Consider the following 14,202-nt stretch of genomic DNA (forward strand, 5'->3'; position numbering starts at 1 on the left):
GCCCTGGGAAAGGTGCTGGGCGCTTGCGGGACGAGGGAGGAGGCGCGAGAGCGGCTCGAGGAGGCCTTCCGGCTGGCCAGGACGCACGGTCTGATTGAGAAGGCACGTGAAGCGGGCCAGCACCTCGAAACGCTGGCGGCAGAGTGGGGAGACAGTGCCGAACGCCGCCGATGGAGAAGCCGGCTGAAGCGGCTTTCCGGCCCGAATCTCGGCACGCTCATGAGCGCGATGGGCTGGGATGTTCGTCCCAAAGAGAGGAGGAGAACCCCATGATCGGGAATGTTCTGAAGGGCCTCATTCTTCTCCTGCTCGGGTTGACTTTTCTTCATCCGTTGGCAGCGGAGGTTTCGGTCGACCGGCAGCCGGACTCGGACGTGGAGTCGGCGGTCTTGACCTAAGATCTGATGGCGGGAGGGGACGATGGCGCTCCTTGGCCCATCATGCGCCTCCACATTCCTGCTGCCTGGGCTCTGAACCCGGACGGCAGCGCCGGTCCCACTCCGGACGGCTGGCCCTCTCTGGCATGGGATCCCGTCGGCGATGTTCCCGAGGTGGCCTGGTCCCGGCACGACGGGACGGACTACGAGATCGTCATCTCCAGGTGGAGTGGTGACAGGTGGACCGACCCGGAGACGCTCACGACCAACTCCGTGGACGACCAGGACCCGGAATTCGCCTACGCCCCGGATGGAACGGCACGCATCACCTACTGGTCCGAGGGCAAAGTGTACTGGCTGACCCGGCCGCCGCTCGGCGCATGGTCGGCACCCGTGCCGGTCGACGCCGGTGTGAAATCGTCAGTCACCAGTTCTGTCGAGGAACTCGTAGCTTACCAGCGCCCCACGGATCCGAGCGGCACGGAGGTCGTCGTCTCCGAAGGTGGCAACGGATGGACCCCCACCACCCTGGCGACCACCGTTTTCACGGGGCTGGACGGCAACGGTGACATCGACATCCGGCTCCATGCTCGCTCGGGCAGGGTCTGGATCGACTGGGAGGATGCAGCGGACTCTCTCGGCTGGTGCAGACTCGAATCTGGTGGCTGGTCATCACCCCGCTACGAACCGGTCTCGAGCCCGAACGACGAAGAGGCAGCCCGCTTGCGCATCCAGCGCCAGGCACTTCGGGGTGGCGGACAGTAGGCTCCGCAGTTGCAGAAACTAGGCTCTGGATTCTCCGGGAACGACAGTTGATGGGCCGTATCTGGCGAATGACGGCAGGTATCCGTCTGGTTCCAGAGTTCACGGGCGGTGAAGTTCCCGGACCAGCGGTGGAGATCCGCTATCTGGGCGAGAACCCACCTCTACGCCAGCTCGAGGCGGGAAAGTGGACGCGTGGTTTTGCAACGCTGGGGTAGGCAGTCTCACCAGCGAGCATCCTGGACGAAGTCCCCCGCGCCGACAAACCCGGCTCGCCTCGCCGGTAGCGCCACCGCCTCCCCGTCCCGGATGATGCGCGGCATGTTCAGAAAGCTGCTCGTCGCCAACCGTGGTGAGGTCGCCGTCCGCGTGGCCCCTACCTACGGGCAGGCCGAGGGGTTGGTGTTCAGGCGCTCGCTGCCAGCGGAGTCGTTGCCGTAGCTTCCTGCTGAAGAGCAGGTGAGGTTGCGACCGCGGATCAGCAGGAAGAAACCCTCGCCGGCTACGGGCACCTCGTCTTCCTCGAAGGTCGTATCGCCAAGGTCGCTGTCGCGGTCGTTCTGGCAGCTCCCGTAGTCGCCACCGCCCAGGGCACTGAGCGCCCCTCGTGAGACGTCATAGAGGTCGGAGAAGGCGGCCACATCCCACTGCAACGTCGTCTTCGAGCCTGCCGCGAACCGCACTCCATCGACGACCGAAGGAGTCCCTCCCGCCGGGTCCGCGGGCGCGCAGTCCTGCTCATCGATCTGGCCGTCAGCGTCGTAGTCTCCGTCGCAGGCATCACCGATTCCGTTGCCGTCACCGTCCTCCTGGCCCGGGTTGAAGACCAGCGGGCAGTTGTCCGGGAGCTGGGTCAGCCCGTCACCATCGACGTCGACGGGGCTGATCAGCCAGACCGATGGAACCTCGGTATCGCTGTCGATGTCCGTCGAAGCGATCATCTCCGCTATGCCATCGCCATTGAGGTCGCCGATGCTCTTGACGTTCAGCTTGTCTCCGGCACGGCCGTAGATCACCATGTCGTGGTCATTGTTGGCGACCTCGAGCTCGCTGGGGAAGAGCAAGGGGCCGAAGAACACGCTGATCTCGCCGGCGTCGATCCGAGCATTGTCAGTTCCATCCGCTTTCGAGGCACCGCAAACGAGATCAATTATACCGTCTCCATTGACGTCGCCGGCTCGTATACCTGCAGCATAGCTGTCCCCGGCCTCCGAGCCGTAAACGATAAGGTCGGAATCGGTCGCGAGATCGATGATAGCCGGAGGATTGAGGCCTGGCTCAGAGACCCGGGCTTCGCCCGCCAGCGACTGGTCATTGTTCTTGCCGTCGGCTCGAATCGAGCCCAACAGCAATTCGGCGTGCGCATCACCGTCGAGATTCGACACGATCGGGTACTGAGGGGTGCCAAAAGCATCGGCGGTATCCGCCCCAAACAGAAAAATATCCGGGTCCTCCACGAACAGGTCGATCGACTTGGGCCATGTGGCGCGTCCGATGAATACGTTGATATCGCCTGCGTTATTGCGGCTATCGTCCTGACCGTCCCCGCTCGGCGCGACTGCGATGAGGTCATCTGTCCCGTCGGCGTCCAGATCTCCGCTGCCCACGACCCCAAGGCCATCGAAGGAGGCCCGGCCGTAGATCGTCACATCACTGTCCGTCACCAGATCTACAGTTCCCGGCCAAACGACTCGACCCAATACAACGTACACCCTTCCCGCATTGGTACCGGTTCCGGGGCTGATCCCTGGCGTATTGCCGGCGCCGAGCAGGATGTCACCCAACCCGTCGCCACTCACGTCACCAACGGAAACCTGGCCGCTGTCCGCGAGTTGCCCACTGCTGATGTTGCCGTAAACCTGAATTCCGGGATCGGCAAGGAGGTCGATCTCCGGAGCCATGGAAGGGCCACCCAGAACTACATGTGCCTGTCCGGCGTTGTTGCGAGTGTTGCTCGGTCCATCGCCGAGGGGCGTTCCGAGTACGATGTCGTCGTAGCCGTCTCCGTTCACGTCTCCACAGCCGAGACCCTTTGCAGCGTGATCGTAGGGATCCTGGCCGTAGATCCAGACATCACTGTCCACGATCAGACTCAGAGGGCCGATCCAGCGGCCGCGGTGGCCGTATACCACATAGGCTTCACCCACACCCAGGCGCGAGTCACCCGGGCCGTCCCCATCCGGAGAACTGACGAGAAGGTCGTCGATACCATCGCCGTTGATGTCACAGGTCTCCATCCTCCTTCCTGCCTGGTCCCGCAGCGGGCCATCGATGCGAACAACATCAGGATCACTAGCCAGGTCAACGACCTCGACGGCCGGAGACGGAAAGATCGCCTCCACACCAATAGCCAGGACAAGCAGGAGGAACCTACCCAGGGTTGCCACGGACAGCCGCCGGAGTGGTCTTCCGTCTCGTCGACCTGTCGATGAGTTACTGCGGCCCACTTCCTGCTCTTACGGCGTCGATGCGGTGATCCCAGTGATTGACATTTACGCCATGGCGGCCGCTACTGTTGTACAGTGGATGTCCGAGCTGGACATCCGGATCGAGGATGTCTCTCCACTCGCAACTGGACGCACATGACGAGCCATCGCAGTCCCAGGCAAGCAGGGCGTGAATCGTTGTTTGACTATCGTCGTTCTCTTCGACTTCAATGCGCAGAAGAACCTGTCCTCCATTCTTCAGCCCTGTCCGGTCCACCGCAGGACACTTGACCATGACCTTCTGGAATGGAAGAAGCTCCTTTTCTCCCTCGGAGCATCCGCTGGGCCCCGCGCGGATGATGCGAAGTTCGGGCTCGAAATCCTCGTCATCGTCCCATGTGGGCCCGTGTCGGGCCTGGACGACGTAAGCGTAAGCGGCAAGCGTTGTGCCCCCGCAGACGTCCGGAGCAGTCAGGTCGCGTGCCTGGACCGAAACACGCCAGTTCTTCGGGCGTCCACTGGTCCCGAGAGGATTCGGCTTCTGGGCGGTGCTGAGAGTCCGGAACTCTGCCTGCGTGAAGACATGGGTGTCCGTGGCTTCCCGACCCCAGGATGCCGTCGATCCCTGGGGGAAGAGAGCATAGCGGATGCCACCGGCATCTTCGGCGATCCGGTGCAACTGGCCCATGACCTTCCAAGCATCCTCGGGGCCGAGTCCGTCGCCTGGGCGCGGGCTGGTCGGCTGGCGCTCGAAGGTGTCTTCTACCTGCTGCGGGACCGCAGTCAGCGGCTTCGGATTCGGCAAGAACGCAGCGGTCGCTTGCGGAGATGACCACCGAGACCAACAAGTCTTGTCACCGTTCGCATCTTCGAAGGCGACCCGATAGACATGATCGGTGCTCGCATCGCTCAATCCCGAGGCGCCGAACGAAACCGCGGTGCTCGGACGCCATCCACCCTGGGGCATGCCATCAATCGACCTGTGCCGCCAGAGAATGTCATAGGCTCCCGAACCGAGTACTTGCGCGGCCTCCCACCAGATCGCGTGGGCAGAGGTCAACCCCTCGGACAACACAGATGACATGAGGGTTACCTGCTGCGCCCGAATCGGGCCGGTTACCTGCGGCGGCGTGTCTGTGGCAGGACACGGAAGGACCTCATCGCCGCCTGGAATCGCAAGGCCGCAAAGCTGAGCGTAGTAAGGGTCGTTCTCAGCCTCGGGGGCCGAGAGCGGCTCGGGCGTTGGGCACAGGGCAGAACTCGGCGCGGTGGTGAGCATGAAGCCCGCTACCAGGACCGCCGCCAGCAAACAGATCCTGCGGCAGGAGCCGCGATCATCTGATCTCTTGTGCTCTCTCTCTCTTGTTCATATTGGCTCTCCCTCCCGACTTGCAAGGCGACCGGATGCTCACAAACGCCGTCCGGGCGTCATGCGAAACAACATTGCGGGGAGTCACGCACCGTACGACAGGCGCACTCCCATGACATCTTTAGCTACTACCTGGACCCACTGGTGTCAACCGGTAGCGCCACCGCCTCCCCGTCCCGGATAATGCGCGGCATGTTCAGAAAGCTGCTCGTCGCCAACCGGGGTGAGGTCGCTGTCCGCGTGGCCCGCACCTGCCGCAAGATGTCGGTCTGTCCCGTGGCCGTGTTCAGCGAGGCCGACCGGGGGGCGCCCTGGCTCGAGGCCTTCGACGAGGCGATCTGCCTCGGACCGGCCCATCCTGCCAGGAGCTATCTCGACCAGGAGGCGATCCTCCAGGCCGCGCAGCAGGCTGACGTGCAGGCCCTGCACCCGGGCTGGGGCTTCCTCGCCGAGAACGCCCTGTTTGCCACTCGAGTGCGCCATCAGGGTCTCGCCTGGGTCGGCCCGCCTCCCCGAGCGATCCGCCTGATGGGAGACAAGGCCCTGGCCCGCCGGACCGTGGCCTCCGCCGGCCTGCCCACCATCCCCGGCTCCGAGGGCACCCTGGACGACATCGACCAGGCCCGGCGCCTGGCCGCCGAGATCGGCTATCCCGTGCTGCTCAAGGCCACTGCCGGCGGGGGCGGCAAGGGCATGCGCATCTGTCGCGACGAAAGTGAGCTGGCCCAGGGCTTCACCGAGGCCAGCCGGGAGGCCGAGGCCTCCTTCAGCAACCCGGGGCTCTACCTGGAGAAGTTCATCGAGCGCGGCCGTCACATCGAATTCCAGCTGATGGCCGATAGCTGGGGTGCGGCCGTGCACCTCGGCGAGCGAGAGTGCTCGGTCCAGCGCCGTCACCAGAAGCTCGTCGAAGAGGCCCCCAGCCCCGTACTCGACCCAGCCCTGCGCCAACACTACGGCGAGCTGGTGGTCCAGGCCGCCCTGGCCGTGGGCTACGAGGGGGCCGGAACGGTGGAGTTCCTGCGGGAGCCCGGCGGCAAGCTCTACTTCATGGAGATGAACACCCGCCTGCAGGTGGAGCACCCGGTGACCGAGATGATCTCCGGCATCGACCTGGTCGAGCACCAGCTTCGGGTGGCCGCCGGCGAGCGCCTGGCCCTGCGCCAGGAAGAGATCACCCTCGACGGCCACGCCATCGAGGCCCGAATCAACGCCGAGGACCCCTCCGACGACTTCCGGCCCTCCCCGGGCGAGATCACCCGCTTCGACTTCCCTCGGCAGGTCGACGGCGCGAGGATCCGGGTCGATACCCACGTGCTCCGGCCCTCGGAGGTGCCCCCCTTCTACGATTCCCTGGTGGCCAAGGTCATCGCCTGGGGCCCCAGCCGCCCGGCGGCCATCGCAGGCCTGAGCGCGTGCCTGGCCGGAGCCCGCATCGAGGGGGTGCCCACCACGATCCCCGCCCACCTGAAGATCCTCGCCCACCAGGCCTTCACCTCGGGCGACTACGACACCGGCACGCTCGAGGACATCGACCTCGGCTCCCCCGCCCCGCATCCTTCCGACTGACCCCCGCGAGGACTCGTCATGGCGCGCGTCTCCCTTCACCCCATCGGTTCCCCCCTCGCCGAGGCCGCCGCCCTGAAGGCCGCCGAGGCCATGGCCCCCCTCGAAGAGCGCCTGGACCAGCGCCGCGAGGCGATCCGCGCCGGCTGGGGCGAGAAATACATCGAGCGGGTCCACCGCAAGGGCAAGATGACCACCTGGGAACGCATCGGCGCGCTGATCGACCCGGGCACACGCCCCCTTCCCGTCGGCACCCTGGTCAACGACGGCGAAACCTTCGGTCCCTCCAAGCGCACCTCCCCCGGCGCCGGCGTGGTCACCGCCTTCTGCCGCATCGAGGGGCGCTGGTCGATGGTCATCGCCAACGACAACACGGTGGCCTCGGGGTCCTGGTGGCCCCGCACCCCCGAGAAGATCGAGCGGGCCCAGGAGATGGCCCTGCGCCTGCGCATCCCGGTGGTCTACCTGGTGGACTGCTCCGGCCTCTTCCTGCCCGAGCAGGCCAGGACCTTTCCCGGGCTGACCGGCGCGGGGGCGATCTTCAAGATGAACTCACGCCTGTCGGCGGCTGGAGTGCCCCAGGTGGCGGGGGTCTTCGGCGACTGCATCGCCGGCGGCGGCTACATGCCGATCATCAGCGACGTGGTCTACATGACCGAGCAGGCCTACATGGTCATCGCCGGTGCGGCGCTGATCAAGGGCGCCAAGAGCCAGAAGATCACATCCCTCGACATCGGCGGCCCCGACGTGCACGTGCACCTGTCGGCCTGCGCCGACTACCGGGTCAAGGACGATCCGGACTGCATCGCCCGAATCCGCCGGGAAATCAGCACCCTGCCCAGCCCCGCCGCAGACTACTACCGCCGGGGTGCCGTACCCGCTGCCCCGGCCTTCCCCTCCGCCGAGCTGGCCTCGGTCTTCCCCCCCGACTACCGCCACGCCTACGACATCCGGCAGGTGCTGGCCCGACTGCTCGACGACTCCCTGTTCCGGGAAGTGCTGCCCGAGACCGGCCGCGACATGGTCTGCGGCGTGGGCCGCATCTCGGGGCTGTGGGTCGGCCTGATCGCCAACAACCCCCAGCTCTCCGAGCACCCCGAGCTGGCCGGCGAGAAACGCCCGGGAAGTATCCTCTACCGGGAAGGCATCGCCAAGATCAGCCAGTTCTCCCGGGCCTGCAACGACGACGGCCTGCCGCTGATCTGGTTGCAGGACGTCTCCGGCTTCGATATCGGGGTCGAGGCCGAAAAGCGCGGCCTGCTGGGCTACGGCTCCTCGCTGATCTACACCAATTCCACCAACACCGTGCCCATGGCCACAGTTCTGCTGCGCAAGGCCTCCGGCGCCGGCTACTACGCCATGGCGGGCCTGCCCTACGAACCGGTGATGCAACTGGCCACCCCCATCGCCCGGCTGGCCGTGATGGAAGGCCGCACCCTGGCCATCGGCGCCTACCGCACCCGCCTCGACGACAATTTCGAGATCACCGCCGACAGCGAAGAGGAGCGGCAGGAGGTCGCCCGGGGCATGCAGGAGGTGGAAGACCGCATCAGCGCCGACATGGATCCCCACAAGGCGGCGAGCCAGATGGACGTGGACGAGGTCATCAAGGTCGGAGAAATGCGAAACTATCTGGCCGCCTTCGCCGAAATGGCCTACCAGTCCATCGGTTACCGCACGGTGCGCAACCCCCGTATCTGGTCCCTGCACGATCTCGTGCTGCTGGCCGACGAACCTCGCTAGACGCGAAGAGTTTCAAGCTCGCGGCTCGAGCGCTTTGCTGTAAGATGCAGGTGTAGGCCCGACCCCCAAAAGCCCGACCCCCAAAAGGTGTGCAATACCATACGGAGCGGCGGATGAACTCACGCGTGGTCACCTTCCAGAAGTGGATGCTCGAAAACGAGGACTTCCTCGAGTCTCTCGGGAGGCATGCAGCCCGCCGCATCGCCGACTCCATCCTGGAGAGCGGCGAGGTGGACTGGGAAGAAGTGATCGACGGCCTTTCCCAGGACATGGAGCGCGAGATGAACTGGTTCGCGCCACGCAACCAGGCCTGAAGCCCCGGCGAGGAGCGATCCCCATGGTCCGGCCCAGCCTTCCCGCGTTGCTCATCGAAGGTGATGCAGGCAAACGGCAGATTGCGGCTCCCGCACCGGGGCGGATCCGCTGGTACCGCCTCGAGGGCGAGGTGGTCACCGCCGGCAGCCGACTCGGCCTGCTCACCGAAAACGAGCGCCATTTCGACCTGGTTTTTCCCCGGGCCCGGCCGGCCCAGCTCCGGGAGGTGCTTCTGGCCGACCCCTCGACGGCCTGCGAGTACGGCCAGGTGCTGGCCGTGGCGGTGGCTCCCAGCGGCGCGGAAGCGGCGGATCCCGAAAGCCAGGACACGGACAGTTCCGCCTTCGAGGTCCGCTCCCCGACCCACGGCACATTCTATCGGCGCCCCTCCCCCGACAGTCCGCCTTACATCGAAGTGGGCACCGAACTGCAGCGGGGGGATACCCTGGGCCTGGTGGAAGTGATGAAGTGCTTTTCCCCGATCACCTTCGATCCCCCGGCCGGCGCGGAGCGGGCCCGGGTGGTCGAAATCCTCGCCGCCGACGGCAGCGAGGTCCGCGCCGAGCAGCCCCTGGTGCGCATGGAATGGCTTTGACCCAGCCTCCACTCCTCCGCGTGCGGGACCTGCGGGTGCGGCTCGGCCGCCGGGAGATCCTGCGAGGTGTGGACCTGGAACTCCGGCCAGGGGAGCTGGTGGCTCTCGCCGGCCCCAACGGCGCGGGCAAGACCACCCTGCTGCGCGCCATCGCGGGCCTGCTGCCCCCCTTCGCGGGAGGCGTCACCCTCGCAGGCCGACCGGCAACCGCCCTCCAACGCCGGGAACTGGCCCGCCATCTGGCCTACCTGCCCCAGGACAGCGTTTCCGCCTTCTCCCTGAGCGTGGAGCAGACGGTGTTGCTCGGCCGCTACGCCCATGCCGGCGCCCTGCGTGGCTACACCCGGGAAGACCGGCTGACCGCCGAGAGAGCCATGACCGTCTCGGACGTCGCCCACCTGCGTCACCGACTCGTGGCCACCCTCTCCGGAGGCGAGCGGCGGCGGGTCTTCCTCGCCCGGGCCATTGCCCAGGCCTCCGGCGTGCTCGTCTTCGACGAGCCCACCTCGGCCCTCGACGTGGGCCACGCCTGCTCGGTGCTCGATCTACTGCGGGAACTGGCCGACGCGGGCAAGGCCGTGCTCTTCTCCCTCCACGATCTGGCGCTGGCCGTCCGCGGTCCCGATCGACTGCTGCTGATGGACCAGGGCGAAATCGTCGACCGCGGCGCACCGGATAAAGTGCTCACAGGCTCCCAGGCTCGCCGGGCTTTCGGCATCGCCCTGGTGGTGACCCGCGACCCTCCGGGAGTGGTCCCCGCCGGAGGACGAGGCCGCGGAGAGGTACACACCGCCGGGCGCGTCAACGGGGCGGGACATCCGACGCCGCCAGCCGAGGGACGAGCTGGCTCCGGATGACCCGATCCAGCTCTTCTCCGGCGATGGGCTTGCACACGTAGTCGTCCATGCCGGCGTCGAGGCAACGCCGGCGGTCCTCTTCGAAAGCGTGGGCCGTCATGGCCACGATCGGCAGGCGCTGCCCTGGCTGTTCCCCGGCCCGGATGCGTCGGGTCAGCTCGATGCCGTCCATCTCGGGCATCTGCACGTCACTGAGCAGAAGATCGAAATCGCCGGAACGCAGCGCGGCCAGCGCTTCGAAGCCGTTTTCCGCGGTGACCACCTGGTAGCCCAACTCTTCGAGGATTCTGACCGCCACCATCCGGTTGACCGGGTTGTCCTCGGCCAGCAGGATCCGCACCTGGCCTCCGGACCGGACCGCCGGGGCGGCGTTCGGCGACGTGCGGCGCTGGGGACCTCCCACCGGCGAGAAGACCGCCCCCTCGAAGGTGCAGGCCACCGCCTGGAGGAGCCAGGAGGGCTTGACCGGCAGTGAGAGACTGTTGCCAAAGCCCATCCGGCGGAAGCTTTCGGCGTCGCCGCGGGATCCCATGGGGCGAATCAACAGCGCTGGAATCCCGGCGGGCACACCGGCGCCCACGGCATCGGCGACCAGCGTGTGAAATTCTTCCATCGCTCCCCGCGCCACGACCACCATCAAACCGATGGACGCATCCTGCGCCTGGACAGCGGCGGCCACACCCCCGGGGTCCGCGGCCACCAGCACCCGCAGGCCGGCATCCCGGAGCTGTCGAGAAAGAACGCGGCGGCTCTCGCCGTCCCCCTCGACCAGCAGCACGCCGATCCCCTCCATCGACGGGGGCAGCAGATCGGTCAGCCGAGCATCACCCTGCTGGCAACCGAGGACCGCGGTGAACCAGAACGTCGATCCCCGCCCCGGAGTGCTTTCGACCCCGATCTTTCCGCCCATCATTTCCACCAGGCGACGCGAAATCGCCAGTCCCAGGCCGCTGCCGCCATGACGCCGCGCCTCGCTGGCATCCACCTGGGTAAACGCGTCGAAGATGCGCTGCTGGTCCTCGAGCGAGATGCCGATGCCGGTGTCCCGGACCCGCACCTCCAGTTCCAGGCGGGACGCGTCCGTCCGGCGGCCGCCGACTTCGATGCTGACGGAACCGCGTTCGGTGAACTTGATCCCATTGTTGACTAGGTTGATCAGGATCTGGCGGAAACGACCCGCGTCTCCCACCACCGCACGGGGGAGCGTGGGATCGATGTAGCAGGACAGGGTGAGACCCGCCTCACGCGCCCGCTGGGAGAGGATGTCCATCACCTGCTCGACGATCGGAACCAGGTCGAAGGGATCGGAACGCAGTTCCATCCGGCCGGCCTCGATCTTGGAGTAGTCGAGAATGTCGTCGATCACGTAGGCCAGGGACCGGGCGCAGGTCCTGGTCGTCATCGCGTACTCGAGTTGCTCGGCGTCCAGCTGCGTACGCAGGAGGAGATCGGTCATGCCCATGATGCCCCCGAGGGGCGTTCGAATCTCGTGGCTGACATTGGCCAGGAAAAGCCGACGGGCCTCGTTGCTTCGGATGGCGATCTCACGGCTTTGGATCAGGTCGACGGTGGACAGGTAACGCTTGTAGGTGGCGACACCGATATAGACGCCGTAGACGATGAGCATGATCGCCGTCATCGTCGCCGACCAGGTTCCGACCCAGAACATCACGCCGACTCCGGACGCCATCATGGGAACGCCGTAGAAGCCGATCGAGTACGGATCGAAATAGAGCGACTGGCAGGCACCGGAGATCATTCCCACCAGGACGAAGACGAGGATCGAGCGGGGCTCCGGGGCGACCGTGGCCATCGACGTGGCCAGCCCCACCGACCAGATCAGGCCCGTCCCAAGCACCAGAACCCGCGCCATCGGCAGTTTTTCGAGGGGAAAGGGGCGCGGCGCGAGCGTCATCCACAAGTAGCGGCCGGCGCTCAGAACAGCGAGGGCGACGGTCCACCACACCAGGCCCGGGGGATCCTCCCACCAGAGCAGAAGGCTCACCAGGCCCGCCACGCCGACCTGGGTCAACGTCGCCCCCCGGCTCTGATCGATCAGATCGTCGGCCAGGTGTTGAGCCACCAATCGATGCACACCTGCTCCCTGCTGGACGGACCTCCCTCGAACGCAATGTCATTCCCCACCGACTCCAGGTCAATCACCCCCGGCGCAACCTCGGCACAGCCCCCCCGGAAGCAGCGCGGGCCCATGGCCCGGGCTCCGAACGACCGCGGAGGCGAACCGTAGGCACGGGCAGGCACCCGGTGGCCCGCCGGGCAGAGCCCCGGGGAGGTCTACGGAGCCGGCGGGCAGGCGGGGCGACCCCCTGCCGAAGTCCCTTCGATGGCGGCCAGCATCCGCTCCTCGTCTTCCGCCACCCGGCGCATGGTGCTGCCGACCACGCCGGTGAACATCCGGCTGAGCAGGGGGATGTTCATCCGGGCCAGGTAGACCCGGCCGGCCTCGTCCTCGAGCACCCCCCACGAGCAGGGCATGATTCCGATCATCTCCGGACGCTGGCCCACCACCTCGGAAGCGTGGCTCGGATTGCAGAGGAAGAAAATGCGCGCCTTGCGAATGCCCTGCACACCAAAGCCCTTCTTCTGGAGTTTTTCGAGGAAATCCAGCTCCGGCATGGGAAAACTCCACCCGGGCACTGCGCCGACAGCCTTGCGGATCGCCTCGAGGGTGCCTTCGAAATCGAGGGCGGAACGGCGAAGCTGAACCATCTTCCTGCGCATCAGAGCAACGAAGACGACGCCGGCGAGGATCATGCCGACAAGCGAACCGGCCACCAGGCCCACGACGAGGCTCATCGGGTTCATCGCGTATCTCCTTGGAAACCCGGGGCGGACGTCCCGTCCCTTCCCTTCCAAGGATGCGAAACAGCCGCTCAGGTCACGGAGCGGAATCGTCTTCGCCGGAGAGCAGCGCATCGACCTCCGCCGCATGCCGGCCGGTGGCCGCCTGCATGGCGCCGAGGCCCGGCAGTTCGCCGGGGCCGGCCACTTCCCGAGCCGCCTGCTCGTTCTCCTCGAGCACTGGAAGAACCTCGGCCGCGTCGCGGGCACTCAGGTAGAGCACCACCGCCAGGGCGATGAGCAGGACCAGGATGGCGATACCGCCGCCCTTTTTCATGGTCTTCCCCTTTCTCCCTCCAATCTGGTGTCCCTCGGGCCGATCGTCACCTGCCCCAGGCGCAGCAGCGGAATCTCCACCGGAACCCCGGCACCGTCCATCACCGCCGGTCCCCGAAAACCCTCGACGCTCTCCAGCCACCTCCCGACTCCCTCGAGGGGCAGCGGTCCCCAGCGGAAGCGAGGCTGCCCTTCCGAGTCGGCCCAGAAGCCCGCCCCGACGACGAAGGCTCCCACGGCGTGGAGGCGGGTAACCCACCAGCCTTCCGGCGAGGCCGTCGATGCCTGCGCCACCGACAGGCGCAACCGCTTCCACCCGGGCCGCGGCGGCAGCCTCCAGCTCTCCCGCACCATCTGTCCGGGTCCCCGCGGCAGATGGACCAGCACCCCACCGGCCACCACGGATGCGGGAGCACTCCCCGGGGCGACCACCTCCACGCCGGTCGCCGCCACCCTCTCACCGATCACACCCCCAAGCAGCCAGCGCCCGGACGCCATGCGGAGCAGATCGGCTCCGGCGAAGACGTCGAGCCAGACGGCATCCCCCGCCCGGGGTGCCCGGCCGCGGGGAAGCGACCAGCTCTTCGCCTCGCGGGCCACTACCTGCAGCCAGCCCTCCGGCCACCGGTCTTCCTCGAGGAGAACCGTTCGGGACCAGGGAGCGAATCCTCCCCGGGGAGAGCCGAGCTGCGCCCGGGCCACGACGATCTCCTGTACGCAGGGTGGACCCCCGCCACCAGTCTCCACGACCCGAGCCCGGTCCAGTTCCACCACCACCCGGGCGACGGACGCGGGCAGCGCGTCACGCAGCTCCCGCCACAAATCCGTGAGTTCTTCCCGTCGGCAGGGCGCGGGTCCATCACCCGCCTGCCGGAATGCCGGCAGAGGACGGGTGGGGTCGCCCAGGTCCCCCCTTTCGAGACCTTCACCACACTCGAAGCGCTCACCGTCGGTGAGTCCGTGAAACAAACAAGAGCTTTTCTTTCCTTTTTCTTTCAAGCCCTGATCACTGCCTGGGTCACGGCCAAGGGGCGGAACACCTTGACCAAGGCCT

Annotated in this window: 13 protein-coding genes; 7 read left to right on the plus strand and 6 right to left on the minus strand. The window is 66.6% G+C overall.

Going from position 1 to position 14,202, the window contains the following annotated elements; all coding sequences use genetic code 11:
* Positions 1-273, plus strand: a 273-nt coding sequence (locus Q9Q40_12445; protein ID MDQ7008033.1) for a hypothetical protein, incomplete at its 5' end; no start/stop codon positions are given.
* A gap of 167 nt (positions 274-440) precedes the next feature.
* Positions 441-1,142 carry a hypothetical protein gene (locus tag Q9Q40_12450; GenBank protein ID MDQ7008034.1) on the plus strand — a complete coding sequence of 234 codons (702 nt, stop codon included), beginning with the start codon at positions 441-443 and terminating at the stop codon, positions 1,140-1,142.
* A 377-nt stretch (positions 1,143-1,519) separates the two neighbouring features.
* Here Q9Q40_12450 and Q9Q40_12455 read toward each other — a convergent pair whose 3' ends face one another.
* Positions 1,520-3,376 carry a thrombospondin type 3 repeat-containing protein gene (locus Q9Q40_12455; protein ID MDQ7008035.1) on the minus strand — a complete coding sequence of 619 codons (1,857 nt, stop codon included), beginning with the start codon at positions 3,374-3,376 and terminating at the stop codon, positions 1,520-1,522.
* Positions 3,377-3,572: 196 nt separating this feature from the next.
* Positions 3,573-4,844: a hypothetical protein gene (locus Q9Q40_12460; GenBank protein ID MDQ7008036.1), complete on the minus strand. Its 1,272-nt coding sequence runs from the start codon at positions 4,842-4,844 to the stop codon at positions 3,573-3,575.
* 282 nt (positions 4,845-5,126) lie between these two features.
* Between Q9Q40_12460 and Q9Q40_12465 the strand changes: the two genes are divergently transcribed.
* From Q9Q40_12465 to Q9Q40_12485, 5 genes are all read left to right on the plus strand, one after another.
* A complete protein-coding gene (locus Q9Q40_12465) occupies positions 5,127-6,503 on the plus strand; it encodes an acetyl-CoA carboxylase biotin carboxylase subunit (protein ID MDQ7008037.1) in 1,377 nt (458 codons plus the stop codon).
* Positions 6,504-6,521: 18 nt separating this feature from the next.
* Positions 6,522-8,243 (plus strand): carboxyl transferase domain-containing protein, encoded by a 1,722-nt coding sequence (locus Q9Q40_12470; protein MDQ7008038.1) that lies wholly within the window; start codon positions 6,522-6,524, stop codon positions 8,241-8,243.
* A 113-nt stretch (positions 8,244-8,356) separates the two neighbouring features.
* Positions 8,357-8,557, plus strand: a complete 201-nt coding sequence (locus Q9Q40_12475; GenBank protein MDQ7008039.1) for a hypothetical protein — start codon at positions 8,357-8,359, stop codon at positions 8,555-8,557.
* Between the two features lie 23 nt (positions 8,558-8,580).
* On the plus strand, positions 8,581-9,153 hold the full coding sequence (locus Q9Q40_12480; GenBank protein ID MDQ7008040.1) for a biotin/lipoyl-containing protein: 573 nt from the start codon (positions 8,581-8,583) through the stop codon (positions 9,151-9,153).
* A complete protein-coding gene (locus Q9Q40_12485; GenBank protein ID MDQ7008041.1) occupies positions 9,144-10,010 on the plus strand; it encodes an ABC transporter ATP-binding protein in 867 nt (288 codons plus the stop codon). The genes Q9Q40_12480 and Q9Q40_12485 overlap by 10 nt, the downstream gene beginning before the upstream one ends.
* Here Q9Q40_12485 and Q9Q40_12490 read toward each other — a convergent pair.
* The 4 genes from Q9Q40_12490 to Q9Q40_12505 form a co-directional block, all read right to left on the minus strand.
* Positions 9,955-12,105 (minus strand): response regulator, encoded by a 2,151-nt coding sequence (locus Q9Q40_12490; protein MDQ7008042.1) that lies wholly within the window; start codon positions 12,103-12,105, stop codon positions 9,955-9,957. The genes Q9Q40_12485 and Q9Q40_12490 overlap by 56 nt on opposite strands.
* Before the next feature lie 200 nt (positions 12,106-12,305).
* Entirely contained in the window at positions 12,306-12,836 is a 531-nt protein-coding gene (locus Q9Q40_12495; GenBank protein MDQ7008043.1) for a DUF302 domain-containing protein, read from the minus strand.
* A gap of 73 nt (positions 12,837-12,909) precedes the next feature.
* The gene (locus Q9Q40_12500) at positions 12,910-13,149 is read right to left on the minus strand and encodes a hypothetical protein (GenBank protein ID MDQ7008044.1); all 240 of its coding nucleotides are present in this window, start codon (positions 13,147-13,149) and stop codon (positions 12,910-12,912) included.
* Positions 13,146-14,117, minus strand: a complete 972-nt coding sequence (locus Q9Q40_12505; protein ID MDQ7008045.1) for a hypothetical protein — start codon at positions 14,115-14,117, stop codon at positions 13,146-13,148. Before Q9Q40_12505 ends, Q9Q40_12500 begins: the two co-directional genes overlap by 4 nt.
* Positions 14,118-14,202: the final 85 nt, after the last annotated feature.

This window comes from Acidobacteriota bacterium, from assembly GCA_030949985.1.
In the GTDB taxonomy this organism is placed as follows: Bacteria; Acidobacteriota; Polarisedimenticolia; order J045; family J045; genus JALTMS01.

Excerpts from the sequence above, each read along its gene's own strand:
- Q9Q40_12450 (MDQ7008034.1), top strand. The coding sequence starts at position 441 with ATGCGCCTCCACATTCCTGCTGCCTGGGCTCTGAACCCGGACGGCAGC.
- Q9Q40_12455 (MDQ7008035.1), bottom strand. The coding sequence starts at position 3,376 with ATGGAGACCTGTGACATCAACGGCGATGGTATCGACGACCTTCTCGTC.
- Q9Q40_12460 (MDQ7008036.1), bottom strand. The coding sequence starts at position 4,844 with ATGCTCACCACCGCGCCGAGTTCTGCCCTGTGCCCAACGCCCGAGCCG.
- Q9Q40_12465 (MDQ7008037.1), top strand. The coding sequence starts at position 5,127 with ATGTTCAGAAAGCTGCTCGTCGCCAACCGGGGTGAGGTCGCTGTCCGC.
- Q9Q40_12470 (MDQ7008038.1), top strand. The coding sequence starts at position 6,522 with ATGGCGCGCGTCTCCCTTCACCCCATCGGTTCCCCCCTCGCCGAGGCC.
- Q9Q40_12475 (MDQ7008039.1), top strand. The coding sequence starts at position 8,357 with ATGAACTCACGCGTGGTCACCTTCCAGAAGTGGATGCTCGAAAACGAG.
- Q9Q40_12480 (MDQ7008040.1), top strand. The coding sequence starts at position 8,581 with ATGGTCCGGCCCAGCCTTCCCGCGTTGCTCATCGAAGGTGATGCAGGC.
- Q9Q40_12485 (MDQ7008041.1), top strand. The coding sequence starts at position 9,144 with ATGGCTTTGACCCAGCCTCCACTCCTCCGCGTGCGGGACCTGCGGGTG.
- Q9Q40_12495 (MDQ7008043.1), bottom strand. The coding sequence starts at position 12,836 with ATGAACCCGATGAGCCTCGTCGTGGGCCTGGTGGCCGGTTCGCTTGTC.
- Q9Q40_12500 (MDQ7008044.1), bottom strand. The coding sequence starts at position 13,149 with ATGAAAAAGGGCGGCGGTATCGCCATCCTGGTCCTGCTCATCGCCCTG.